Raw genomic sequence first — 21,868 nt, 5'->3', positions numbered from 1 at the left:
TTCGTTCTTGGCACCATCGGTTCACGACTGGCGGTGTCGGCGAAAGCCCTTATCCTTCGCGACGAAGCGCCCCATCGCCCGGATGCGGCCGCTCATGCAGCTGCGGCAGGCGGCCGGCGTGTCGGCCACGCAGACCTTGCCGGGGTACAGGGCATAGTTGCGGCGCGGGTCGCCCTCGGTGACATTCGGCATGACGACATTGGCCCCCGACGCGAGGATGAGCTCGCGGCCGTGCGGCACCATCGTCTCCATGGCCGTCGTTGCGGGGATGTTGGCCTCGGGCAGCAGCAGGCGCAGCAGGGCGACCATGCGTCGCGTCAGGTGAAAGTCACCAGGCACCGCCGTGCCGAGCGGCGTGTCGGGATTCGGGATCAAGGGGCCGATGCCGACCATGTCCGCATCGAGCTGCTGGTAGAACAGGATGTCTGCCGCAATCGAAGCAAGGCTCTGCCCCGGCAGGCCCACGAGGGTCCCCGTGCCGACCTCATAGCCGAGCGCGCGCAGGTCGCGCAGGCAGCGCACGCGGTTCGCGTAGTCCATGCCCGGGTCCCAGCGCTCGTAGACCGCCTCGTCCGTCGTCTCGATGCGCAGCAGATAGCGGTCGGCACCGGCAGTGCGCCAGAGTGCGTACTCCTCATAGCTGCGCTCCCCCACCGACAGCGTCACCGCGAGGTCGAGCTCCTTGAGGCGACGGACGATGGCAGCGAGACGCTCTGCCGTGAAATACAGGTCCTCGCCCGACTGCAGGACGACAGTCTGATAGCCGTAGCCCTTTGCCTTGTGCGCGAGCTCCACGATGGTATCGGCGTCGAGCCGATAGCGCTCGACCTTGCCGTTCTCGCGCCGCAGGCCGCAGTACATGCAGTTCTGGCGGCAGATGTTCGAGAATTCGATGAGTCCGCGCAGGTGCACGCCGTCGCCGACAAATGCATGGCGCACGCGGTCAGCAGCCGCAGCGAGGCATTCTTCCACCTCCGGTGCGCCCAGTAGTGCTGTGATCTCCTCGCGTGTCAGCACATGCGACGCTTCCGCCCGCTTCACGCACACTTCGAGTTCCTGCTGCTGCACGCCGCACCTCCTCTCAGATCTATCCTCTTACTTCCTCGCGCGGTGCTTCGCCGTGCCGGCCGTGCTGTCGGCATCTGCTGACTGCGGCGCGGCTGCAAGCTGGAACAGCGGGTCCTTCTTCGTCTTGAGGATCTTGGCATCGGCTGCACTGAGCTTGCCCTTCGTGCGCGCGATGAGCTCATCCTGATGCTTGGCCGCATACTGCAGGACAGCGTTGCAGAACTTCGAGTCGACATCCTTGCCCGAGAGCTTCTTCATGTCGATGGTTGCCGCGTCGACAGTCGAGTCGAGCGCCGACCACGTGCTGTCGAGGTCGTCATGCTTCGTGACCTTTATCGTGCTGTCGCGCAGGTCGATGGCGAGGTAGTCGGCACAGCCGACGAGGTCGTCGTACCCCTTGACTGACAGCATCTTCCAGCGGCGCTTGTCGATGACATCCTGTTTCTGGACATCATCGAACGTGCGCAGCGTCGGCACGATCAGCGTACCGATATCGATTTCCCCGTTTGGATTGACCGCGTAGCACATCTGCTCCTTATTGAAGTAGTAATTCTGCCGCGCCGTCGACTGGACCCACTGGAAGACATTCTCCGGCACATCTATGCTGGCCGCCTCACAGGCCGGCACTGCCGTGAAGAAGGCAGCAGCAGCCATCAGGCCGAGGCAGGTATTCTTGAACTTGTTCATGAGATTCCCTCCTGTATCGTGCTGTATCGTGACACCATCAGTATAGAGCTGTCGGCTGAAAGTTTAGTGAAGCACTCAGTCGTCGCTCTCCTTGTAGAGTTCGTCGAGGACGTACGGCGTCTCCTGGTAGACGTAGTAGTTGAGCCAGTTGGCAAAGAGCAGGTGCGCGACGCTGCGCCAGCGCACGATGGGCTTCTTCGTCGGATCGTCATCGGGATAGTAGTTCTGCGGGATCTTCGGATGCATACCAGCCTTCTCGTCGCGGTCGTACTCCTGCTTGAGCGTCAGCGGGTCGTACTCTGCATGGCCCGTGATGAAGAACTGGCGCTTCTTGAGGTTGGCGATGGCGTAGACGCCGGCATCCCCCTCGGCCTCCGCCAGGATTGTGAGCTCCGGCACCTTCTCGATGTCCTCGCGGTGGTTCTCCGTATGGCGCGAGTGCGGCACGAAGAACTCATCGTCGAAGCCGCGGAAGAGCTTCTCGTGCTCGACGCAGAGGTGATGCTTGTAGACGCCGAAGATCTTCTCTGGCACCTGGTACTTCGGGACGCCGTAGTGGTAGTAGAGGCCGGCCTGCGCGCCCCAGCAGATGTGGAACGTCGAGTAGACATGCGTCTTGCTCCACTCCATGATCTCCGAGATCTCATCCCAGTAGGCGACTTCCTCGAATGGCATCATCTCAACGGGCGCGCCCGTGATGATCATGCCATCGTACTTCTTGTGGCGGACTTCTGCGAACGTGCCGTAGAACTCCGTCAGGTATTCCTGCGAGGTATGGCTCGGCGTGTACGACTCGGTGTAGATGAAGTCCACCTCGATCTGCAGCGGCGTATTGCCGAGCAGGCGTAAGAGCTGCGTCTCGGTGATGTACTTGATCGGCATGAGGTTCAGTATGAGGATCTTGAGCGGGCGAATATCCTGGCTGTAAGCGCGGTCCGCATCCATGACGAAGATATTTTCTCCTTCGAGGATATGGGCGGCCGGCAAGTTGTTCGGTATCTTGATTGGCATGAAAACACTTCCTTCCACATGCCACGGCAGTAAAACGGAAACAAATACAATATTTCTTATTATATCACATCCAACAGTCTGTACACAAAAAGGCAGACCCCTTTGAATAAAAGAGATCTGCCCGCTTGATTCCCGTATATCGACTCACCAGATGCTGTAGCGATGGACCCAGCTGGCATTGGCCTTCGCATAGGCGCGCAGCTGCAGGAGCCCTTGATACGCTGGCGAATCGGCCGCAATCATGTGATAAGCGCCGTCGAGACCGCTCTCCACATCCTGCCATCCCTGAGACGGCGTCCAGGTCTCCGCGCGGATCAGGCGCTCTGTTCCCTGCGGCAGATTGACCGTCCGCTTCATGAAGGTGACCTTCGTGACATTGCCGTCGGCGTCCTTGTGCTCGGACCACTGCCAGAAGAGCAGATTGTCGCCTTTCATGCGCATCGTCGTCGTGTCGGCCGTCACATGCGTCTGCGTGCCATCGACGTCCGCATGCGAGTAAAGCGTGAGCCAGCGGTCCTTGGCGCTGGCCCTGTCCACCTCGCCGACACCGAATACCGAATCGACGATGGCATCATAGAACGCCTCATCAAACTGCTGGCTCGTAATCTCCTTCACGCGCCCGTCCACCTTCGACCAGATGACTGCGCCCTGCGGGTTGTAGAAATCCTCTTTCGTGTACTGGATGGTCCTGTTCTGCGGATTGATGGCCACCTCCGCAAGGCTGTATGACAGCTGCGCGGGGTCAGGAATCAGGCCGCTAAGGCCGTAATTGTCGAGCGTCTCCTTGGCGCCCTCGTAGCTGTACGTCGTCTTCGTCCATGCCGTAATCTCCGTCGCGACGGAGCCGTGGCTCGTCTCCGCGCTGTGCGTGACGTGAACAGAAGACGGTTCAAAATACTTGCTGTACTTGCTGTCCGACGACAGCCAGTACCAGCCCTCCGCCCGCACAATGCCGAGCGGCATGAACAAGAAGCAGACGAGCAGCAGGAGCAGTCTCGCCGTAATGCAGGATGCGTGTTTCATGTTACTCACCTCTGTTGTATTTGTTTCTCTTCTATTGTATCGTATTCATGCAGGTACAGCAAGGACAGCCAACTAAAACGAGCCACAATCAGTCAACACCTGGTATCGCGACATCGTCGAGGATGCCGAGCAGTGCGGCGATGGCCATACCGTAATTCGTCATCGGCACGTGCGCGCTCCGGCAGGCCGCGACGCGGCTCATGACATAGGCGCGGTTGAACATGCAGGCGCCGCAGTGGATGACGATGTCGAAGGGCGTGAGATCCTCGGGGAAGTCGCGGCCCGCTGTCACCGTCACGGTGATTGCATCGCCGAGCACCTTCTTGAGCAGGCGCGGCAGCTTGACGCGGCCGATATCCTCGCGCAGTGGCTTGTGGGCGCAGGCCTCGGCGATCAGGATCTTTGCATCGGCGGGCAGTGCGCGCAGACGGCGGGCCGACTCCGCAAAGAACGGCGCCTCGCCCTTGTAAGCCGCAAACAGCACCGAGAACGAGGTCAGGCGGCTGTCGGCAGGCAATTGCGCATGCACCGTGCGGAATGCCTGCGAGTCCGTGATGACAAGGTCCGGTGCCTTTGCCATCGAGGCGAGCATCGCGGGCAGGCAGTCCGTCGTGCAGCACGAGACGAGGCACTTGCGGTCGAGCAGTTCGCGCAGCGTCTGGACCTGCGGCAGGATCAGGCGTCCCTTCGGCGCCTGGATGTCCTGCGGCATGACGAGCAGGACTGCATCCCCGCTCTCGCAGACCTCGGCCGTGATGCTGCGCGCCCGGTAGTCCTCTGGCAAATGGCGCGCGATTTCCGCGCGCAGCGCCGCTAGACCCTCGCCCGTCGCAGCGCTGACGAGCACGGAACGCTCACCTGTCCTCGCTTCGATGACCTGCGCAAGAGATGCGGCCGCCGTGCTCTCATCGATGCGGCTGATGACGGAGATGGCGGGAACGCCGCGCCTCTTCAGCTGCTCGAGCCAGCGAAAGGCATCTTCATTCCCTGCCGCTCCTGCTCCATCATCCGGACCGGTTGAAAGCAGCACGAGGGCGATGTCCGTCTCCTTCGCTGCATCTCTCGTGCGCTCGACGCGCAACGCTCCGAGGCTGCCGCTGTCGTCGAAGCCTGCCGTGTCGATGAAGACGACGGGACCGATGCCGTGGATCTCCATCGACTTGTAGACCGGGTCTGTTGTCGTGCCCGGAACATCCGAGACGGTCGCGACATGCTGTCCCGTCAACGCGTTGATAAGAGACGACTTGCCGCTGTTGCGGCGGCCGAACAGGCCGATGTGAAGGCGCATCGCGCGCGGTGTATCATTGAGGCTCATGCTCATTCCCCCTTTTCCCTAAGTATAGCACAGCCGGATGTTCCCACCCATGAGATTGTGGTAAAATAGAAAGAGCACATACGAAGAAAACGAGGGATACAACATGAGTGAGTACACGAATTTTGAGATTGGCCAGAAATTCCCGATGCCGATTGCCACGCAGGCCGACGGCGCGATGTTCCAGGTCGACGCCAACGGCGCGATGTTCATCCTGCAACTCTCGCGCACGGACGTCATCGCGCGCGAGGCCTTCCGCACGGGTGAGATGGAATTCGCCTTCTACGAGCAGGACGGCCTGCTCTTCCTGCTCTACCAGATTGACGGCATCTTCAAGGAGGGCTGGGGCGATGCGCCGCTGTCGCTCCACAACCTCAAAGAGGGACTGATGCCGACAGAGAAGAGCCTGCAGGACAAGACCCTGCACCTCTACCTCGTCGACACGACGCTGCAGATCCTGCTCGCCCAGCGCGACATCGAGCTATCGGACAAATGCCAGTCTGTCATCAGGAAGCACGTCGCCGCCCAGAAGAAGAACCCCTTCTCGGCAGAAGGCTTCCGCAAGAAGGTCCAGCGCATCTGGGCCGAGAAGACCCCGGCGATGATGCGCGAAACGGCCGCGGCCGTTCAGCACGTCGCCCTCTCCATCCCGCATGCTCCGCAGATGCCAGAGACAGCCAAAAAACTCCATTGAGCATTGACCGAGGCTCAACGGCATAAAAAAAGACTCGCCAGACGGCGAGTCTTCTGTATTTTCGCGTGTGTTCAGGCAACGCCCTCTGCAGCGATTGCAGCAGAGCGCTTACTCAGCCAGCTTTCGACGAGCTCGCGCTCATCGGCCTTGTCAGCTTTCACATTATCCGCGGCAGCATACTGCTCGAAGCTCTTGCCCATGAGCTTCGCTGCCTTGGCAAACTGTCTCACGCGGACCGGCACATAAACTTCTTCCATCCACTGCGAATAAATCTGTACTTTCACGATAATCTCTCCTTGAAACTGCATGAATAACAAAAAAGTAATGGTAACAAACACCCACGACTCACTTCTGTCAATCATCCAGACTACAAGACAAACTTCCCTACATGTGATGGCTCTCAAGAAGAACTCGCATGTGGCTCATCAGTCTGTGCCACCATCTTGCTAATCAGATGACTTTCCTCAAGCTGAGTTGTTTTTCTCGGTTCGATGTTATTATAACGTTACCGGTTCCATTCGTCAAGGGGTAAAACAATAATAATCATGATACAATATATGAAATTTATTCCAAATCGAACGAAACAAGCGTACGCTGACGCTTGTCGAAGCGGATGCTGCCCGCATAGCCGAAGCTCTTGGCGTAGTCGACAGCCATCTCATTGTAATTGCCGCAATCCTCGGGCTTGTGCGCATCAGAAGTCGTGATGATGGGCAGGTCATAATGAGCCGCGAGCTTCATGAAATCAGGGTATGGCGAGATCTCGTGGATGGGATAGCGGTAGTACGTGCCCGTATTGACGTCGACGACCATATCAGCTTTCTTGAGCGCCTTCGCCACGCGCGTGAGGTACGGCGTCACATCGAAATCCGGCAGGTAGCGGAACAGGCGGATGTTGAACGGATGGCCGAGCACATCGTAGAGGCCGGAGTCCGCGAGCTTCTCCACTTCTTCCGTATACCACTCGTAGATGTCCTCGAGCGAGTGCTTCTCCCACTCCGCCTTGATTTCCGACGAGTCGTAAGCCCAGCCGCGCAGGAAATGCACCGAGCCGATGATGTAGTCAAAATCGTAATCCTTGAGGATGTCGCGTACCTTCGCCTGGTCCTGGAAGTTACAGACCTCGATGCCGATCTTGACGCGATGCTTCTGCTGCAGCTTGTGCATGAAGGCGAAGTACTCGTCGAGCGTGTACTTGAACTTGTTGCTCTTGAGCCACTGCTGCTGGAACGTGCCGATGAACGAATCATCGAGTACGAGGTCTTCATAGTAAAGGTCCTTGAATTCCGGGAACGTGTGTGAGTGCTCTGAGATGCCGATCTCCGCAAGGCCGCGCTTCTTGGCGGCCTCGAAGAAGCCCTCGACCCATGTCTCGTCGTAGGAACCCTTCTCGAAATGCATGTGATAGTCCATGCGCATTTAAATCAGTCCTTCCTTCATCAGGCGCTCGATGCCCATCAGGACGCCCTTCTCCACATTTGTACCCGTCTCGAAGCGCGCGAGCTTCTTGATTGCAGGGTACGCATTGCCCATCGCGAAGCTGTACGAGACGGCTTCCATCATCTCGGCGTCGTTCATGTAGTCGCCGAACGCGGCACATTCCTCAGGGCGGATGCCGAAGCGCTTCTGCACTTCCCTGACGGCCACGCCCTTGTTGATGCCAGGATTCATGAGGTCTACCCAGTAATCGCTGGCCAGGACAACCTGCAGGTCCTTCTCGAACTGACGCACGAGCGGGTAGATCGTCTCTTCCGCGCGGCCCGTCGGATCGAACAGGGACACCTTGACCGGTTCATCCGGCACATCGATGAACGACGGGATCGGTTCAGAGTGCGTGTAGTACTTGTGGAGTTCCTGCAGGAATTCATCCGTGTACTGCCGGGAAAGCACGTAGCCGTTCTTCGTGCCGCAGAAGACGCCGTAAATCTCCGGGAATGGCTCGACTACCTTGAGCACCTGCTGCGCGATCTGCTTGTCCATCGGGCACGTGAAGATCTTCTCTCCCTTGTAGATGACGACCGTGCCGTTCTCCGCGAGGAACAGGAAGCGGTCCTTGTACTTCATGAAGCTGTCCTCGAGTGAGTAGTACTGCCGCCCGGAGGCCGGCGCAAACATGACGCCGCGCTTTTGGAGTTCCTCCGCTATCTCGTCAAATCCCTCGGGGACATTGCCATGTTCGTCCAGCAGCGTCCCATCCATATCCGAAAAAATGATCTTGATCATACCATCCCTCACAATCTCAACATGCCGCCTGCAGCAGCTGATGCAACACCACAAAATTCCTCTTCATTATAGCAGGAATCGCCGATACTTTTCAATTCCTGCCAGACGGTTCTGCCATCATGCGCGATGGTGTATAATAAAAGCAACGATTCTAAGATAGTGAGGGAACATCCATGAAAGCAATCATCAACGGCCGGTTCATCGTACCAGACAAAGCGGGGCGCTTTGCCGTAGAAGAAGGACTCGCGCTCTTCTTCGATGAGACCATCCAGAAAATCTGTCCCGCCGCCTCCGTATCGGAAGCGGAGCGGGCGGCACTTGAGGCGTGCATCGACGCGCGCGGAGCCTATGTCGCGCCGGGCTTTCTCAACGTCCACATCCACGGCTGTGTCGGCGCCGATACGATGGATGACACGCCGGAAGCCATCCGGAAGATGCAGCGCTTCCAGGCCAGGACCGGCGTGACCTCCTTTTTGCCCACGACCATGACGTACGACTTCCCGACGCTCGAACGCGCCTTCCGCCACGTACGCGAGGCCATGGCGCGCGAAGAAGGCGCACGCGTGCTCGGCTGCCACATGGAAGGACCGTTCATCAGCCCGGCCAAGAAAGGCGCCCAGGCCGAAAAGAACATCGCTAAGGCCGACTTCGAGAAGATTGCACCATATGAGGACATCGTCAAGATCATCACCGTCGCACCGGAGGAGCTGCACGACCAGGGCAAGTTCATCGCCGACTGCCATGAGCGCGGCATCGTCGTCTCGCTCGGCCACACGGCAGCCGATTACGAGACGGCGCGCCAGGCCATCGAGCAGTACGGTGCCAAGCACATCACACATCTCTTCAATGCGATGACTGGCCTGCATCAGCGGCATCCCGGCGTCGTCGGCGCCGCACTCGATACGGATGCCAACTGCGAGCTCATCGTCGATAACGTCCACATCCATCCAGCCGTACAGCGCCTCGTCTACCGCCTCAAGAAGGACCACCTCATCCTCATCACTGACTCCCTGCGCGCCTGCGGACTCGGCGACGGTCCGTCCGAGCTTGGCGGCCAGAAGGTCTTCGTCAAGGGCACGCTCGCAACGCTCGAGGACGGCACGATTGCCGGCAGCGTGCTCTGCATGAACGACGGCCTGCGCATCTTCCGCGAAAACACCGGTGCACCGATTGAAGAGGTCATCGAGGCGGTCACCAAGACGCCGGCTGCGGAGCTTGGCCTCTACGACAAGCTCGGCTCGCTGAGCGTCGGCAAAAATGCAGACATCACGATCTTTGACAATGCGCTGAACGTCCAGCGCACGATTGTCGCCGGACGCGACGCCTGGCATGCATGACCACCACGCAAGAATCCCCGCCCTCTCATGCCAGAGAGGCGGGGATTCTTGCTATCCTATCCTACGTTCCCATCACCCTTCTTCAGCCGGGCTGCCCAGGAGGGGAAGACGCCGATGGCACAGAGCACGGTGAAGACGATGAACGATAGCTCGATGTTGTAGACGAGTTCCTCCATCTCCGTCAGCGAATCCCAGTCAAGCGACAGGACCATCGTCACGATGGCCACCGAGACGACCTGCCCGACGAGACGCACCGTGCCAATCATCGCCGTCGCGAGGCTGTAGTGCCTTTTGGCGACAGACCCCATGATGGCATTGTTGTTCGGCGCAGCAAAGAAGGCACAGCCGACGCCGATGACGATGACGACCGGCACGACGAGCCAGAGCGACTGCAGCCGTACGGCCGCGACGAGGCCCAGTATCCCGAGCGCCGTGACAGCCATGCCGAAGGCTGCTATCTTCGCCGGCTGATATTTATCCGACAGCTTGCCCGCGGTCGGGGCAAGCAGAGCCATGATGACAGGCTGGATCAGCATCATGAGGCCCGCTTCGCGAGACGAAAGGCCGAGGACCGACTGCAGGTAAATCGACAGCAAGAAGCTGATGGCAAATGTCGCGCTGTAGTCGATCATCGCTGTGAGATTCGACAGCGAAAAGACGCGGTTCTCGACGAGCATGAAGACGGGCAGGATGGGATCTTTCGTCCTGCACTCGTGCCAGAGGAATGCGCCGAGAAGCACCATCCCCAGGAGCAGCAAACTCCAAGCCCAGGAGAGTTCCGCCAGCTCCGACAGACCGAACATCGCAAAGATCATCGCGAGACCGTAGAGCAGTGCGCCCCTGCCATCGACGCCTGTCACCTCCTGTTCCTTCCATTCCTGATGCAGGTAGCGCAATGTCGCGCAGGTACAGGCAAGACTGACGAGCGTGATGGAGAGGAAGATGCTCTGCCAGCCCGCGTAGTAATTGAGCAGTCCGCCGAGTACCGGGCCACAGGCCAGGCCCACGTAGACCATCGAGACCATCCAGCCGAGCGCGCGGCCGCGCTGCGTCGTCGGAAAGCAGAGCGCGACGATCGACATGTTCGTCGCATACAGCATCGATGCCGCCAGGCCCTGCAGCGCACGTGCCACGAGCAGGAAGCCCATATCCGGCATGACGGCACAGAGCGCGGAGGACAATGTGAAGAGCGTCGTCCCCAAGAGAAAGATGCGCCGCTTGCCGAAACGGTCTGCCATCTTGCCCATCGGCAGCAGGAATACGATGGAGGCGAGCAGAAAAATCTCGAGCACCCAGCCGAGTTCATTAGCCGAGACGCCGTAAGCGAGTCCGATATCCGGCAGCGAGAGCGTCAGGGCACTGCCCGTGAACGGCGTCACGAAGGCCGACATCATCATGGGCAACAGGATCTTCTCGCGATCCGTCAAAGTCATACAATCACCTGAATCCCCAAAAAATATATCACAACCCCATTTATTTTAATCGCATACTTTAAAAATCTTATTATACTGATACATATTTCCCAAGCGGAGAAATACCCCCATCGATTCATCAGAGTTATTCAGAAAGGATGTACTTATGCCAACCTCCAAATCGATATCCGGATTCCAGCGACGGGCAGACCTGCGCTTTTTCCTCTCCATCATCGCCGCCGGCCTTCTCTCCTTCACAGGCGTCGTCATCGAGACGGCCATGAACATCACCTTCCCGACGCTCATGCAGGAATTTGCCATCTCCACTTCCACCGTCCAGTGGATCACGACAGGCTACCTGCTGATCCTCGCCATCGTCATCCCGACATCCAGTTACCTCAAGCAGCGCTTCGCCATGAAGCGGCTCTTCCTCGCAGCCAACCTGCTCTTCCTGACAGGCACCTTGCTCGATGCGACCTCCGCGAGTTTTGCCCAACTGCTGTTCGGCCGCCTTTTGCAGGGCGCCGGCACGGGCATCGCTCTGCCGCTGATGTTCCTCATCGTCATGGAGCAGGCGCCGCTCGACAAGATGGGCCTGATGATGGGCGCCGCCATGCTCGTCTGTGCACTCGCGCCGGCCGTCGGTCCCTCCGTCGGCGGCTACATCGTCAGCACCTTCGGCTGGCGCATGATCTTCATCGCCCTGCTGCCCGTGCTGCTCTTCTCGCTCGCAGCCGGCACGTACGCCATCCGCCAGTCCTCCGACTACGGCCCGCGCCCCTTCGATTCCCGTGGGCTCATCCTGCTCGGAGCTGCCTTTACCGCCTTCCTGCTGCTCACGAGCTATCTCCACGACCTGCTTTCAGAGCCGCTGCTGCTCGCCCTCCTGTTGCTCCTGACCGTCTTTTCGCTGCTGCTTTTCGTCCGTCAGGAGAAGCGCCTGCTCCAGCGCGGCGCGCATCCACTGCTCAACATCACCATCCTGCGCCACAGGGCCTTCACGCTCTCGGCGATGGGACTGCTCTGCTTCCAGTTCGTCTGCCTCGGCATCGGCTTTCTCCTGCCGAACTTCTCCCAGATCGTGCAGGGCGAGACAGCCTTCACAGCCGGCTGCATCCTGCTTCCGGGCTGCATCGTCGGCGCCATGTTCGCACCCGTCAGCGGCCGCATCTACGACAGCCTCGGCGCCAGGAAGCCCCTGCTTACCGGCAGTGCGCTGCTGCTGCTGAGCCTCCTCCTCTTCCAATTTGCCATCCCTGAAGTCGGCACGCTCGGGCTCACTGCCATCTACGTCCTCTTCGCCATGGGACAGGGCCTCTCCGTCGGCAACATCCTGACGTACGGCCTCAGCGCACTGCCCAAAGCAATCCGCGCAGACGGCAACGCCTTCTGCAACACCGTACAGCAGCTCGCCGGCGCTGTCGGTACCTCCATCCCAGCCGCCATCGTCGCGGCCTGCCAGCAGAGCACGCAAAGCCTCGCCCCAGCGACCAGCCTCGGCACGAGCCGCGCCCTCCTGCTGCTGCTCTTCGTCGGCCTGCTGCAGGCGCTCTGCATGAGCATTGCACTGCGCCGCACCCCTGCACCGCACCACTCAAGCCACGAGTGTTAAGATGAGAAAATATAATTTCATTTTCATAGAATCTCCATGCAGTTTTCAGCCCTCTCCCGTAAACTGAGCACATGAATACAGCGAATCAGAAAGAAGGGATTCTCATGAAGAAGAACTTTTACATGGACCTGCTGCTGTTTGTCAGCGGCCTCGTCTGCATCATCACGGGCATCGTGCTCGACTTCCATCTCTTCGGCGGCTTCGGCGGCGGCCGCACCCTCAAGGGCATCATCACAGACGTCCACACTTACAGCGGCTACATCATGATGGTCGGCCTGATTTTCCACCTCGTCTGGCACTGGAAGTGGATCAAGGCCGTGGCCAAGAAGCAGATCGGTCATTGAACCCCGACATGCATCAAAAAAGACGCATCCCCGATGGGATTGCGTCTTTTTTGATGTCTTCTTATGTAGATAGCGTCTCGCGTCATTCGCCGCGGCGGCCGTGGTAGAGGCACCACGGCTCTTCGCTCATGTAGTCGCCGCCGTGGTAGTAGGCTGCGCGCGCGCGGCAGCCGCCGCAGGCGCCCTTGTACTGGCAGGCGCCGCAGCCGCCGCTGTAGTCGAGCGTGCGGAGCTTCTGCAGGACTTCGTTCTTGGCCCAGATCTCGTCAAACGGCGTCTCGCGCACGTCGCCGAGCTCCATGTTGAGGTAAGCGCACGGCTGGACCTTGCCGCGCGGGCTGATGATGCAGTACGAGAGACCGGCGAGGCAGCCGCGGTGGAAGCGCGTCTTGTAGCCGAGCTGGTCGGCGATGCGCAGGAACTGCGGTGCGCACGTCGGCTTGAGCTCAATGTCGACTTCCTGCTGCTTCTTCATGATGCGCGTGAGCACATCCTCATACTGCTCAGCGCGCAGCGACTCCTCTTCGATGGTCTTCGCACGGCCCGTCGGCACGAGGAAGAAGAAGTGATGGGCCTTCGCGCCGATCTCGACGGCAAAGTCCGTCATGGCCTCGAGCTCGCCCTGATTCCAGTCCATGACCGTCGTGTGGATCTGGAACGGCAGGCCGACAGCGGCACAGTTCTTCATGCCCTGCACGGCGCCTTCCCAGCCGCCCGGGAAGCTGCGGAACGTGTCGTGCTTCTTCGGGTCGAGCGAATCGAGCGAGATGCCCATCGCACGGGCACCGGCTTCCTTGAGCTTCTTCGCCATGTCGAGCGTGATCAGCGTGCCGTTCGTGCCGAAGACCGGGATCATGTGCAGGTCCGAGGCGTACTTGACGAGCTCGAGGATATCGGGGCGCATCAAAGGCTCGCCGCCCGAGAAGATCATGATCTTGAACCCGGCCTTGGCAATCTCCGAGAGGAGCTTCTTGCCCTCCTCCGTACTCAGTTCTTCTTCCGCCTTGCAGCCGGCGTCGCGGTAGCAGTGGGCGCAGTACATGTTGCAGGCATTCGTCGTATTCCACGAGATGATCTTCATTTCGTCTCCTCCGTCAGTCCAATCTCTTCATCCGTCAGATAGCAGCTCGGGTCCGACTCCCAGAAGTCACCCGTGCGTGCCTCCGCGCGCGTGCGGAAGTTGCCGTTGCAGTTCTCAAGCCACTTGCACTTCGCGCAGCGCCCTTTGAGGAGCGGCTTGCGGTCTTTGAGTCCCGCCATGATGGGGTTCGTCGTATCCTGCCAGATATCGCCGAACTTGCGCTCACGCACATTGCCGAACGTGTGATGCTGCGTGAACTGGTCCGGGTGAACGTAGCCCAAGGGATCGACCTCGCCAAAGGCGATGCCCGAGCGGTTGCCGCCGTTCATCGAGATGTACTTCTTGATCTGGGCCGCCGTCTCGAGGTCGCCCGCCTCGAGCGCCTTGATGTACATGTAAGGGCCGTCGCAGTGGTTGTCGACCGTCAGGATCTCCTTCTTGAGCCCGCGCTCCTCGAAGTCCTTCGTGCGGCGGATGATCGTGTCCATCGCGCGGCGTGATTCCTCCGGCGTGACATCCTGGTCCATCATCTGCTCACCGCGCCCCGAGTAGACGAGGTGGTAGAAGCAGACGCGGTTGATGTTCTCCGCTTCGATGAAGTCGAAGATGCGGTCGAGCTCCTGGATGTTGTGGTGGTTGATCGTGAAGCGCAGGCCGACACGCTGGCCGACAGCCACGCAGTTCTTGATGCCCTGCATGGCCTTCTCATAGGCGCCGTCGACGCCGCGGAACTTGTCGTTGACATCCTTGAGGCCGTCGAGCGAGATGCCGACGTAGCCGACGCCGATGTCCTTGATGCGCTGCGCGACCTCGCGCGTGATCAGCGTGCCATTCGTCGAGAGCGTCGGACGCACGCCCTTTGCCTGCGCGTAAGCCGCTAGCTCGAAGAAGTCCGGACGGATCAAAGGTTCGCCGCCCGAGAACAGCAGCACGGGCACATGGAAGTCCGCGAGGTCGTCGATGAACTTCTTCGCCTCTTCCGTCGTCAGCTCGTCCTTGTATTTCTTGGCATCCGACTGCATGTAGCAGTGCATGCACTTGAGGTTGCATGTCTTCGTCGAGTTCCAGACGACGACAGGGCCAACGCCCTCTGCCGCGCCATTGCGCATCGTGTGCGCGTTCTTCGTATAGCGCAGGCGGTCGCCAAAGTATTCCCGTGCGAATAAGAGTTTCGTTACACTGATCATAAGCCTCTCCTAAAACATAGATAACATCATCTCATTGCGGCTCAGTCACGCCTTGCGTATCCCAGCGAGCAACAGGCGCGTCTTGAGTGCCACATTCTCTTGAAAACCAACGGGGAGCTTGCTGAAGGCCGCAGCCTGATAGACGGAATGGAACATCTCAGCGATGAGATCAGCCGGGACATCGTCGCGGATCTCCCCCGCAAGCTGCCCCTCGCGCAGGATGTCCTCGAAGATCGGCTTGAAGCCAGGCGTCACCATGCCCTTGGGCATCTTGTCGTGCGCTTCAGTCTGCGGCTTGGCCGAATGCTCGGCGGCCGCGAGAAAGAGCGGCAGCAGGAAGCGGTTCTCGTCGAGGAAGCGCGCCGTGATGCGGCAGCCTGCATCGAGGAGTTCGTACGACGGCCGCTTGGCCGCGCGCATGTCCTTGAGCGCCTCATCGACTTCGTGCACGAGACGGCCCAGCAGGCACATGAGGATCTCTTCCTTCGACTCAAAGTAGTTGTAGAACGTGCCGATGCCGAGGTCTGCGGCATTCATGATGTCGGCCACAGAAGTTTCCTTGAAGCCCTTGCGCGAGAACTCGCGGACGGCGGCATCCAGAATTGCCTTGCGCGACAGCAGCTTCTTCCGCTCCCGGCGGCCCATTTTCTCTTCCATGTCCATCGCTCCAGTCCATAAGAATTCATTCCCTTTATCATTGACTCTTTCTATTATAAAGGAAAATGCTCCCTTTATAAAGAGAAAAATGAATATAATTCATCTTTTTATTGTGGCGGCCCTCAAACCGGGATTTTCCGGCTCTATACACTTTTTTCAAAAAAAGTGTTGACACATGCGCCAAGGGGTGATATTATAATATCCGTTGACAGCGATAAACACCAACAAGAACATGACTCAGTAGCTCAGCTGGATTAGAGTATTTGACTACGAATCAAAGGGTCGGGGGTTCGAGTCCCTCCTGGGTCACCATTTGAAATCAGAAGCACTTGCCTCGGCAAGTGCTTTTTTCGTACCAGAGTCAACGTACATTGAAAGGATGATCTCATGCTCTACATCGTCACGAAACTCGTCACGGAAGGCCAGCAGAAAGCCTTCTCCATCATCGGTGCCTCCGAGGACAAGAAGCGCGCAGCCTCGATTGCCGCAGAGGTCTACAAAGACTACAACAAGAACGCTTCGTTCCAGAACATCGAGATGATCACGGAGTGGCTCGCCACGCGCCAGAACTATTCCTTCCGCAAGGACAAGGACCACCGCCTGCAGCTCGCCATCACGGCACTCGAGGGCGAAGTACAGCCAGAAGAGAAGCAGCTTGTCTTCAGCGCCGCCGCCGAGGAGGAAGAGCTCATGCGCCGCGTGAGTCAGGCGCTCTTCGAGGGCAAGCACACGGCTGAGCGCGGCCCAAAAGCCCAGACGCACTCCTGCCCGCTCGAATCGTGATGCATCCATAGAGACAAAAAATCCGCTCTTCACCGAGCGGATTTTTTGTCTCACGGTCACGCCTTGAGCGCCGCACCATTTGAAGCGATGACATCCCTGTACCAGTAGAACGACTTCTTGGGGTAGCGCGCGAGCGTGCCCGTGCCATCGTCGTTGCGGTCGACATAGATGAAGCCGTAGCGCTTGCTCATCTGTGCCGTCGAGGCCGAGACGAGGTCAATGCAGCCCCAGGTCGTGTAGCCCATGACGGGCACGCCGTCTGCGATGGCCTCGCCAACCTGCACGAGGTGGTCGTTGAGGTAAGCGATGCGGTAATCGTCCTCGACCGTCCTGCCGCCCTTGCCGTCATCGACGAGCACATCGCGGGCGCCGAGGCCGTTCTCGACGATGAAGAGCGGCTTCTGCCAGCGGTCGTAGAAGCGGTTGAGCGTGTACCGAAGCCCCTGCGGATCGATCTGCCAGCCCCATTCGCTGGCTTTGAGATACGGATTCTTCTTGCCGCCCAGGATATTGCCGCCGCCGTTCTCTCCGCCATGACCTTCGCAGATGCTGACATAATAGCTGAAGGATACAAAGTCGACCGTATTCTCGCGCAGCAGCTGCTCCTCCTCCGGCGTCATCCGGATTTCAATGCCGTTTTCCCGGAAGTAGCGCTTCATGTAGCCCGGATAGCGCCCGCGCACATGCATATCGCCAAAGAAATCATTGAAGTGGTTTGCCTGCATCACCGCGATCATGTCGTCAGGGGCGGGTGTCAGCGGGTAGATGGGCATCGCCAGGATCATGCAGCCGACTTTTGCCTCCGGCATGATCTCATGTGCGAGCTTCGTCGCGAGCGCCGAGGCCACGAATTCGTGATGGCACGCCTGGTAGAGGTCTGTGAGGCTGAGTTTCTCGCGCGGCGTCATGATGCCGCCTGAGAGCAGCGGCTGGTGCAGGACGGAGTTGATCTCGTTGAACGTCAGCCAGTACTTGACCTTGCCCCGGTAGCGCGCAAAGAGCGTGCGCACATAGCGCTCGTAAAAGCCGATGAGCGCGTGATTCGCCCAGCCATTGTACGCCTTCGCGAGGTGCAGCGGCGTCTCGTAGTGCGAGATCGTCACCAAGGGTTCGATGCCGTACTTGCGGCATTCATCGAAGAGGCGGTCGTAGAATGCCAGCCCCTCCTCGTTCGGCTCCGCATCGTCGCCATTCGGATAGATGCGGCTCCAGGCAATTGACGTGCGGAAGACCTTGAAGCCCATCTCTGCAAAGAGCTTGATGTCCTCCGGATAGCGATGGTAGAAGTCGATGGCCTTGAGCTTGAGATTGTCAGGTGTCGGCTCCGCCGTCGGCCCCGACAGGATGCCTTTCGGCATGACATCCTGGATGTCGAGCCCCTTGCCGTCCTCATGATAAGCACCTTCACACTGGTTGGCAGCCACAGCACCGCCCCAGAGAAAATCATCTGGAAATATCATCGTTCTAACCTCCTCGAATCAGCAGATTTTCCTCTGATGTACATCTTCTGCTTCGTTATCGTATCATTTTATCGTATCATTTTTCTCAGTCAGGAGCAAGATGGACATGAAAAAAGCGCCGCTTGCGCGACGCTATGCATTCAAGGTGGTGGGCAGGGATGGATTCGAACCATCGTAATCCGAAGATGACAGATTTACAGTCTGTTCCCTTTAACCACTCGGGCACCTACCCACAATGGTGACCCAGGAGGGACTCGAACCCCCGACCCTTTGATTCGTAGTCAAATACTCTAATCCAGCTGAGCTACTGAGTCATGTGATTGGTTATAAGATTGTTTTGGTGGGCCCACTTGGACTCGAACCAAGGACCGACCGGTTATGAGCCGGTTGCTCTAACCAACTGAGCTATAGGCCCATTGATATATGTAATCCGCAGAGCGGAATCAGGCAAATGGAGCGGAAAACGAGGCTCGAACTCGCGACCCCCACCTTGGCAAGGTGGTGCTCTACCACTGAGCTATTTCCGCAAATGGAGCGGAAAACGAGGCTCGAACTCGCGACCCCCACCTTGGCAAGGTGGTGCTCTACCACTGAGCTATTTCCGCATCTCATCTTTTGTTTTCATTCAGCCTCAGGAGAACTTGTGTCTCGCTGACTGACAAAAACTATTTTACTCAGTCCTGCCCTATTTGTCAACACCTTTTTTGAAAAAAGATAAAAAAATATCGCCTCAGCTTGAGGCGATATCCAGGAAGTCATGCTTTCGGCGGTTTCCTGCGGCGGAAGATGCGGCTGCTCGGCCTTGGATGGTAGAGCTGCCATCCGTAATGGATCGCAAAGCCGCGCAACAGCAGCACAAAGAAGAAGCAGAGCCAGGATGCCGTATCCGCTCCCCAGCGCGGCCAGCTCCAGCACATGAGCCAGGCTCCGGCCAAAGAGGCCACGGCGTAGACGTCCATGCGCAGGACGACGGGCACGCGCTGCGCCATGAGATCGCGCAGCATGCCGCCGCCGACAGCCGTGATGACGCCGAGCATCATCGGGAAAACATAGGGATCGCCCGTGCCGAGCGTCAGTCCGCGCAGCGTTCCCGTGACGGTGAACGACGCAAGGCCGATGGTGTCCGACAGCTCGTAGAGCAGCGTCATCGTGTGGCGCTGCTTGCGGTCAATCGAGAGCGCCGCATAGCCGCCCGAGACGAGGACGGCCATCACCACTGACAGCAGCAGGTCAGTCGGTTCCGTCAGAGCCACAGGCGGCGTGATACCGGCCAGGACGTCGCGGACCATGCCGCCGCCGACAGCCGTCAGCAGGGCCAGCACCGTGACGCCGAAGATGTCCATGCGGCGCGACAGTCCGACCATCGCGCCGGACACAGCAAAGGCCAGCGTCCCAGCCCAGTCAAACAACATCCAAGTCATACGTTTCCCTTTCTCTGCGCATCAAAGCCCTCTCAGCGCATCTCAGCGGCCTCCATGACGATGGCAAGTGCCCAGGCCGCCGCGCGATAGAGGTCTTCTTCCTCGATGTACTCATCCTTCGTGTGGCAGTTCGTCATGCCGACGCCCAGCACGACAGTCGGCACACCGTACGTGTTGAAGTGATTGGCATCCGAGCCGCCGCCCGACTCCTCGAGCTCGACGGGGAAGCCGAGCTTCTCTGCCGCGCGCGCCGCCGCCTTGATGGCAGGCGCATCCTTCGCAATCTCATAGGGGCCATAGTCGGGGCTGACCTCTGCCGTGATCTTGCAGCCCGTGCTCTCCTCACCGAGCCTGAAGTGGTCGATGATGCGCTGCGTGATGCGCTCGAGCTTTTCCTTGTCGCGGCTGCGCGACTCGTAGTAGATATCGCAAGAGTCGGCTACGACATTCGTCGCACTGCCGCCCGCGATGCGGCCGATGTTGCACGTCGTCTCCACGTCGATGCGGCCCTGCGGTGCATCGGCGAGCAGTACGCCGGCCGCCTGTATCGCGTTGATGCCGTTCTCCGGTTCGACACCGGCATGAGCGGCCTTGCCCGCGATATGGATGTGGATCTGGTTCTTGCCCGGCGCCTTGTAACTCATGACGCCCGGATGACCGTGCGTGTCGAGCGTGAAACCCATGTCCGCGTGCAGCAAGCTGCTGTCGAGATGCTGCGAGCCATGCACGCCGTTCTCCTCGGCCACTGTGAATACGACCTGCAGCGGGCCGTGCGGAATCGCGTGCTCGCGCAGCTGGCGCAGCGCCTCCAGGATGGCCGTGACGCCCGCCTTGTCATCTGCGCCGAGGATCGTCGTGCCATCCGAGCGGATAATGCCATCCTCGATGACCGGGTGGATGCCCGCACAGGGCTCCACGCAGTCCATATGCGCCGTCAGCATGACCGTCGGCAAGGCTTCAAGCCCATCTGTAGCCGGGAAGTCCGCGACGAGATTGCCACAGTTGCCGCCGATTACCTCACCGGCCTTGTCCTCGCGCACCGTGCCGCCGAGCTCCTGCAGGCGCTTCGTCAACAGGTCACCAATCTGCCGCTCGTCATGCGTCGAACACGGAATGGCAATGAGCTCCAAAAACTCCGCGAGCACGCGCTTTTTATCAATCATATCTTCATATCCCATCGAAAAAATCTCCTTTATAAAACCTACACGTCCATTATAACAGAAGCATCAGCACAATGGCAGAGGCCAGGCATGGCAGGGCATTGCGCTTCGACACCTCGATCGGGTTGACCTTGGCGAGGCCAGCACAGATGATAGCGGCACCGGCAATCGGCGACATCGAGCGGCCCATCGCACCAGCGATCTGCGCGAGCGAGCCGAGGTCCATGATGGAGAGGCCGAACTGCTCCGCAAACGGCGTGATTGCTCCGTTGAAGGCAAAGGCCGCCGCATCGCCGGAGCCTGAGATGACGGCGATGAAGAACGGGCCGAACGTGCCAGCAGCCGCGGCGGCCGCCTGCGAGCCCTCCATGAGATCCGTCAGTGCGCCCGTCAGACCGATGGCCGTCATGCCCGTCGTGAAGACGCTGGCGCAGACGATGAGGCCGATGACATCCGCATAGGCATTCCCCATGCCCTCAAAGAACTTGCGGCAGATTGCCTGCGCATCCTTCAATGTGACGAGGAAGCCGAGCGCGACGCCGATGAGCATCGAGAGCGGCACGCTGATCTCCGGCAGCAGGCCGACCTGCTTCGAGCCGAGGATCAAGAGGAAGAGCGGCACAAGCGGCACGATGGCAAGCAGCGGGCGCACGTGGAACGCCTCTTCCTTCGCCCCTTCCTCCCCGAGTGCCTCAAGATACGCAAGGCGGCGTTCTTCCGTCGCGCCTTCCCGGCGAAGGACAGCATAGACCGTCATGACAGCGACGCAGGCAATCGAGGCAATGACAGACGCCGGCGTCTCATTGATGATGACCGTCATCATGTCCGTACCCGCAAGGTCGGCTACAAACGGGTTGTGAGCATTGCCCGGGCTGATGGCGCTGCCCCAAGTGCCCGCGAGCACCGTCGCCGCTGCCATCGCCGGATGGACACCAGCTGCGATGAGTGTCGGGATGAGGATACTGCCGACAGCAGCCGAGCAGCCCGACGCCGACGGGATGGCCAGGCTGATCCACCAGGTCAGGAAGAACGAAATCGGCACGAGCAGAGCCCGGCCGCGCTTCAGGACGCCCGAGATGGACTGTACGAGGTGCTGGTCACACGTCGTCAGGCGCATGACGTACGAGAAGCCCATGACGGTGCAGATCGTCGGCACAAGCGAATTGTTGACCATCGCCTTCGTGAACGCCTTCATGACATCCCCCGGCAATCCCCCAATCAGGCACATCAAGAGACCGGCCAGGAACAGCACGAGTCTCGCTTCGTACTTCTTGACGATCAGCACGAACGTCAAGATGACAATAAGACCTCCAGCAAATAACATAGTGAAAACCTCCGTTCAAATTTATTTGACTTTTCAGTTCTTTGCTATGTATATATTCTATATATTTTCTAT

The 21,868-nt window shown here is 59.2% G+C and carries 21 protein-coding genes and 6 tRNA genes; 6 read left to right on the top strand and 21 right to left on the bottom strand.

The annotated features are described in order from the left end of the window. Positions 1–21: 21 nt before the first annotated feature. The 5 genes from hydE to hydF form a co-directional block, all read right to left on the bottom strand. Positions 22–1,068, bottom strand: a complete 1,047-nt coding sequence (hydE, locus tag QDI87_RS09180) for a [FeFe] hydrogenase H-cluster radical SAM maturase HydE (RefSeq protein ID WP_278743074.1) — start codon at positions 1,066–1,068, stop codon at positions 22–24. 27 nt (positions 1,069–1,095) lie between these two features. Continuing rightward, the gene (locus QDI87_RS09175; RefSeq protein ID WP_278743072.1) at positions 1,096–1,755 is read right to left on the bottom strand and encodes a hypothetical protein; all 660 of its coding nucleotides are present in this window, start codon (positions 1,753–1,755) and stop codon (positions 1,096–1,098) included. Positions 1,756–1,830: 75 nt separating this feature from the next. Next, positions 1,831–2,766, bottom strand: coding sequence for a homoserine O-acetyltransferase MetA (gene metA, locus QDI87_RS09170; RefSeq protein ID WP_055161001.1), 936 nt, complete (start codon positions 2,764–2,766; stop codon positions 1,831–1,833). Between the two features lie 144 nt (positions 2,767–2,910). Then, positions 2,911–3,789 carry a hypothetical protein gene (locus tag QDI87_RS09165; protein WP_278743070.1) on the bottom strand — a complete coding sequence of 293 codons (879 nt, stop codon included), beginning with the start codon at positions 3,787–3,789 and terminating at the stop codon, positions 2,911–2,913. Positions 3,790–3,877: 88 nt separating this feature from the next. Continuing rightward, positions 3,878–5,104, bottom strand: a complete 1,227-nt coding sequence (gene hydF, locus QDI87_RS09160; protein ID WP_036376204.1) for a [FeFe] hydrogenase H-cluster maturation GTPase HydF — start codon at positions 5,102–5,104, stop codon at positions 3,878–3,880. A 103-nt stretch (positions 5,105–5,207) separates the two neighbouring features. Between hydF and QDI87_RS09155 the strand changes: the two genes are divergently transcribed. Continuing rightward, positions 5,208–5,795, top strand: coding sequence for a hypothetical protein (locus QDI87_RS09155; RefSeq protein ID WP_036376200.1), 588 nt, complete (start codon positions 5,208–5,210; stop codon positions 5,793–5,795). A 71-nt stretch (positions 5,796–5,866) separates the two neighbouring features. Here QDI87_RS09155 and QDI87_RS09150 read toward each other — a convergent pair whose 3' ends face one another. The 3 genes from QDI87_RS09150 to QDI87_RS09140 all read right to left on the bottom strand — a co-directional run bounded on the left by QDI87_RS09150 (position 5,867) and on the right by QDI87_RS09140 (position 8,018). After that, the gene (locus QDI87_RS09150) at positions 5,867–6,079 is read right to left on the bottom strand and encodes a hypothetical protein (protein ID WP_036376198.1); all 213 of its coding nucleotides are present in this window, start codon (positions 6,077–6,079) and stop codon (positions 5,867–5,869) included. A 280-nt stretch (positions 6,080–6,359) separates the two neighbouring features. Continuing rightward, the gene (locus QDI87_RS09145) at positions 6,360–7,214 is read right to left on the bottom strand and encodes a histidinol-phosphatase (RefSeq protein WP_036376194.1); all 855 of its coding nucleotides are present in this window, start codon (positions 7,212–7,214) and stop codon (positions 6,360–6,362) included. After that, positions 7,215–8,018 (bottom strand): HAD family hydrolase, encoded by an 804-nt coding sequence (locus QDI87_RS09140; RefSeq protein WP_036376189.1) that lies wholly within the window; start codon positions 8,016–8,018, stop codon positions 7,215–7,217. 173 nt (positions 8,019–8,191) lie between these two features. Here QDI87_RS09140 and nagA point away from each other — a divergent pair, with 173 nt between their 5' ends. Next, positions 8,192–9,355, top strand: coding sequence for an N-acetylglucosamine-6-phosphate deacetylase (gene nagA / locus QDI87_RS09135; protein WP_036376186.1), 1,164 nt, complete (start codon positions 8,192–8,194; stop codon positions 9,353–9,355). 56 nt (positions 9,356–9,411) lie between these two features. Here the strand turns inward: nagA and QDI87_RS09130 are convergent, their stop codons facing one another. Further along, positions 9,412–10,788 (bottom strand): MFS transporter, encoded by a 1,377-nt coding sequence (locus QDI87_RS09130; RefSeq protein ID WP_036376183.1) that lies wholly within the window; start codon positions 10,786–10,788, stop codon positions 9,412–9,414. 145 nt (positions 10,789–10,933) lie between these two features. Here QDI87_RS09130 and QDI87_RS09125 point away from each other — a divergent pair, with 145 nt between their 5' ends. Both QDI87_RS09125 and QDI87_RS09120 read left to right on the top strand, forming a co-directional pair. Then, positions 10,934–12,379: an MFS transporter gene (locus QDI87_RS09125; protein WP_278521256.1), complete on the top strand. Its 1,446-nt coding sequence runs from the start codon at positions 10,934–10,936 to the stop codon at positions 12,377–12,379. Positions 12,380–12,483: 104 nt separating this feature from the next. After that, positions 12,484–12,723 (top strand): DUF4405 domain-containing protein, encoded by a 240-nt coding sequence (locus QDI87_RS09120; RefSeq protein ID WP_036376178.1) that lies wholly within the window; start codon positions 12,484–12,486, stop codon positions 12,721–12,723. 82 nt (positions 12,724–12,805) lie between these two features. Here the strand turns inward: QDI87_RS09120 and nirJ2 are convergent, their stop codons facing one another. Genes nirJ2 through QDI87_RS09105 form a run of 3 tightly spaced genes read right to left on the bottom strand, consistent with a single transcriptional unit; the run spans position 12,806 to position 15,648 of the window. Continuing rightward, a complete protein-coding gene (gene nirJ2 / locus QDI87_RS09115; RefSeq protein WP_036376175.1) occupies positions 12,806–13,804 on the bottom strand; it encodes a putative heme d1 biosynthesis radical SAM protein NirJ2 in 999 nt (332 codons plus the stop codon). Next, positions 13,801–14,991: a putative heme d1 biosynthesis radical SAM protein NirJ1 gene (nirJ1, locus tag QDI87_RS09110; RefSeq protein WP_036376172.1), complete on the bottom strand. Its 1,191-nt coding sequence runs from the start codon at positions 14,989–14,991 to the stop codon at positions 13,801–13,803. Before nirJ1 ends, nirJ2 begins: the two co-directional genes overlap by 4 nt. Positions 14,992–15,036: 45 nt before the next feature. After that, the gene (locus QDI87_RS09105) at positions 15,037–15,648 is read right to left on the bottom strand and encodes a TetR/AcrR family transcriptional regulator (protein WP_036376368.1); all 612 of its coding nucleotides are present in this window, start codon (positions 15,646–15,648) and stop codon (positions 15,037–15,039) included. 234 nt (positions 15,649–15,882) lie between these two features. Between QDI87_RS09105 and QDI87_RS09100 the strand changes: the two genes are divergently transcribed. Continuing rightward, positions 15,883–15,960 (top strand) — tRNA-Arg (locus QDI87_RS09100). Positions 15,961–16,035: 75 nt separating this feature from the next. Then, entirely contained in the window at positions 16,036–16,431 is a 396-nt protein-coding gene (locus QDI87_RS09095) for a hypothetical protein (protein ID WP_036376170.1), read from the top strand. 56 nt (positions 16,432–16,487) lie between these two features. On the opposite strand, the gene QDI87_RS09090 is transcribed toward QDI87_RS09095, so the two are convergent. From QDI87_RS09090 to dcuC, 9 genes are all read right to left on the bottom strand, one after another. Next, on the bottom strand, positions 16,488–17,891 hold the full coding sequence (locus QDI87_RS09090) for a glycoside hydrolase family 1 protein (RefSeq protein ID WP_036376167.1): 1,404 nt from the start codon (positions 17,889–17,891) through the stop codon (positions 16,488–16,490). 146 nt (positions 17,892–18,037) lie between these two features. Then, a tRNA-Tyr gene (locus tag QDI87_RS09085) sits at positions 18,038–18,123 on the bottom strand. 4 nt (positions 18,124–18,127) lie between these two features. Beyond that, positions 18,128–18,205 (bottom strand) — tRNA-Arg (locus QDI87_RS09080). Positions 18,206–18,229: 24 nt separating this feature from the next. Further along, positions 18,230–18,306 (bottom strand) — tRNA-Ile (locus QDI87_RS09075). A gap of 37 nt (positions 18,307–18,343) precedes the next feature. Further along, a tRNA-Gly gene (locus QDI87_RS09070) sits at positions 18,344–18,418 on the bottom strand. 3 nt (positions 18,419–18,421) lie between these two features. Further along, positions 18,422–18,496: transfer RNA gene (locus QDI87_RS09065), tRNA-Gly, on the bottom strand. Positions 18,497–18,646: 150 nt separating this feature from the next. After that, on the bottom strand, positions 18,647–19,312 hold the full coding sequence (locus QDI87_RS09060; protein ID WP_036378313.1) for a trimeric intracellular cation channel family protein: 666 nt from the start codon (positions 19,310–19,312) through the stop codon (positions 18,647–18,649). Positions 19,313–19,344: 32 nt separating this feature from the next. Continuing rightward, positions 19,345–20,475, bottom strand: a complete 1,131-nt coding sequence (locus QDI87_RS09055) for a M20/M25/M40 family metallo-hydrolase (protein WP_036378351.1) — start codon at positions 20,473–20,475, stop codon at positions 19,345–19,347. Positions 20,476–20,524: 49 nt separating this feature from the next. Continuing rightward, entirely contained in the window at positions 20,525–21,796 is a 1,272-nt protein-coding gene (gene dcuC / locus QDI87_RS09050; RefSeq protein ID WP_036378314.1) for a C4-dicarboxylate transporter DcuC, read from the bottom strand. Between the last annotated feature and the right edge of the window lie 72 nt (positions 21,797–21,868).

The sequence above is a fragment of the Mitsuokella jalaludinii genome, assembly GCF_928722185.1.
Classification (GTDB): Bacteria; Bacillota; Negativicutes; order Selenomonadales; family Selenomonadaceae; genus Mitsuokella; species Mitsuokella jalaludinii.
This window is presented reverse-complemented; position numbering and strand designations above follow the sequence as displayed.

Coding starts and splice junctions, on each gene's coding strand:
- QDI87_RS09175 (WP_278743072.1), bottom strand. CDS start 1,755: ATGAACAAGTTCAAGAATACCTGCCTCGGCCTGATGGCTGCTGCTGCC.
- metA (WP_055161001.1), bottom strand. CDS start 2,766: ATGCCAATCAAGATACCGAACAACTTGCCGGCCGCCCATATCCTCGAA.
- QDI87_RS09165 (WP_278743070.1), bottom strand. CDS start 3,789: ATGAAACACGCATCCTGCATTACGGCGAGACTGCTCCTGCTGCTCGTC.
- hydF (WP_036376204.1), bottom strand. CDS start 5,104: ATGAGCCTCAATGATACACCGCGCGCGATGCGCCTTCACATCGGCCTG.
- QDI87_RS09155 (WP_036376200.1), top strand. CDS start 5,208: ATGAGTGAGTACACGAATTTTGAGATTGGCCAGAAATTCCCGATGCCG.
- QDI87_RS09145 (WP_036376194.1), bottom strand. CDS start 7,214: ATGCGCATGGACTATCACATGCATTTCGAGAAGGGTTCCTACGACGAG.
- QDI87_RS09140 (WP_036376189.1), bottom strand. CDS start 8,018: ATGATCAAGATCATTTTTTCGGATATGGATGGGACGCTGCTGGACGAA.
- nagA (WP_036376186.1), top strand. CDS start 8,192: ATGAAAGCAATCATCAACGGCCGGTTCATCGTACCAGACAAAGCGGGG.
- QDI87_RS09130 (WP_036376183.1), bottom strand. CDS start 10,788: ATGACTTTGACGGATCGCGAGAAGATCCTGTTGCCCATGATGATGTCG.
- QDI87_RS09125 (WP_278521256.1), top strand. CDS start 10,934: ATGCCAACCTCCAAATCGATATCCGGATTCCAGCGACGGGCAGACCTG.
- QDI87_RS09120 (WP_036376178.1), top strand. CDS start 12,484: ATGAAGAAGAACTTTTACATGGACCTGCTGCTGTTTGTCAGCGGCCTC.
- nirJ2 (WP_036376175.1), bottom strand. CDS start 13,804: ATGAAGATCATCTCGTGGAATACGACGAATGCCTGCAACATGTACTGC.
- nirJ1 (WP_036376172.1), bottom strand. CDS start 14,991: ATGATCAGTGTAACGAAACTCTTATTCGCACGGGAATACTTTGGCGAC.
- QDI87_RS09105 (WP_036376368.1), bottom strand. CDS start 15,648: ATGGAAGAGAAAATGGGCCGCCGGGAGCGGAAGAAGCTGCTGTCGCGC.
- QDI87_RS09095 (WP_036376170.1), top strand. CDS start 16,036: ATGCTCTACATCGTCACGAAACTCGTCACGGAAGGCCAGCAGAAAGCC.
- QDI87_RS09090 (WP_036376167.1), bottom strand. CDS start 17,891: ATGATATTTCCAGATGATTTTCTCTGGGGCGGTGCTGTGGCTGCCAAC.
- QDI87_RS09060 (WP_036378313.1), bottom strand. CDS start 19,312: ATGACTTGGATGTTGTTTGACTGGGCTGGGACGCTGGCCTTTGCTGTG.
- QDI87_RS09055 (WP_036378351.1), bottom strand. CDS start 20,475: ATGATTGATAAAAAGCGCGTGCTCGCGGAGTTTTTGGAGCTCATTGCC.
- dcuC (WP_036378314.1), bottom strand. CDS start 21,796: ATGTTATTTGCTGGAGGTCTTATTGTCATCTTGACGTTCGTGCTGATC.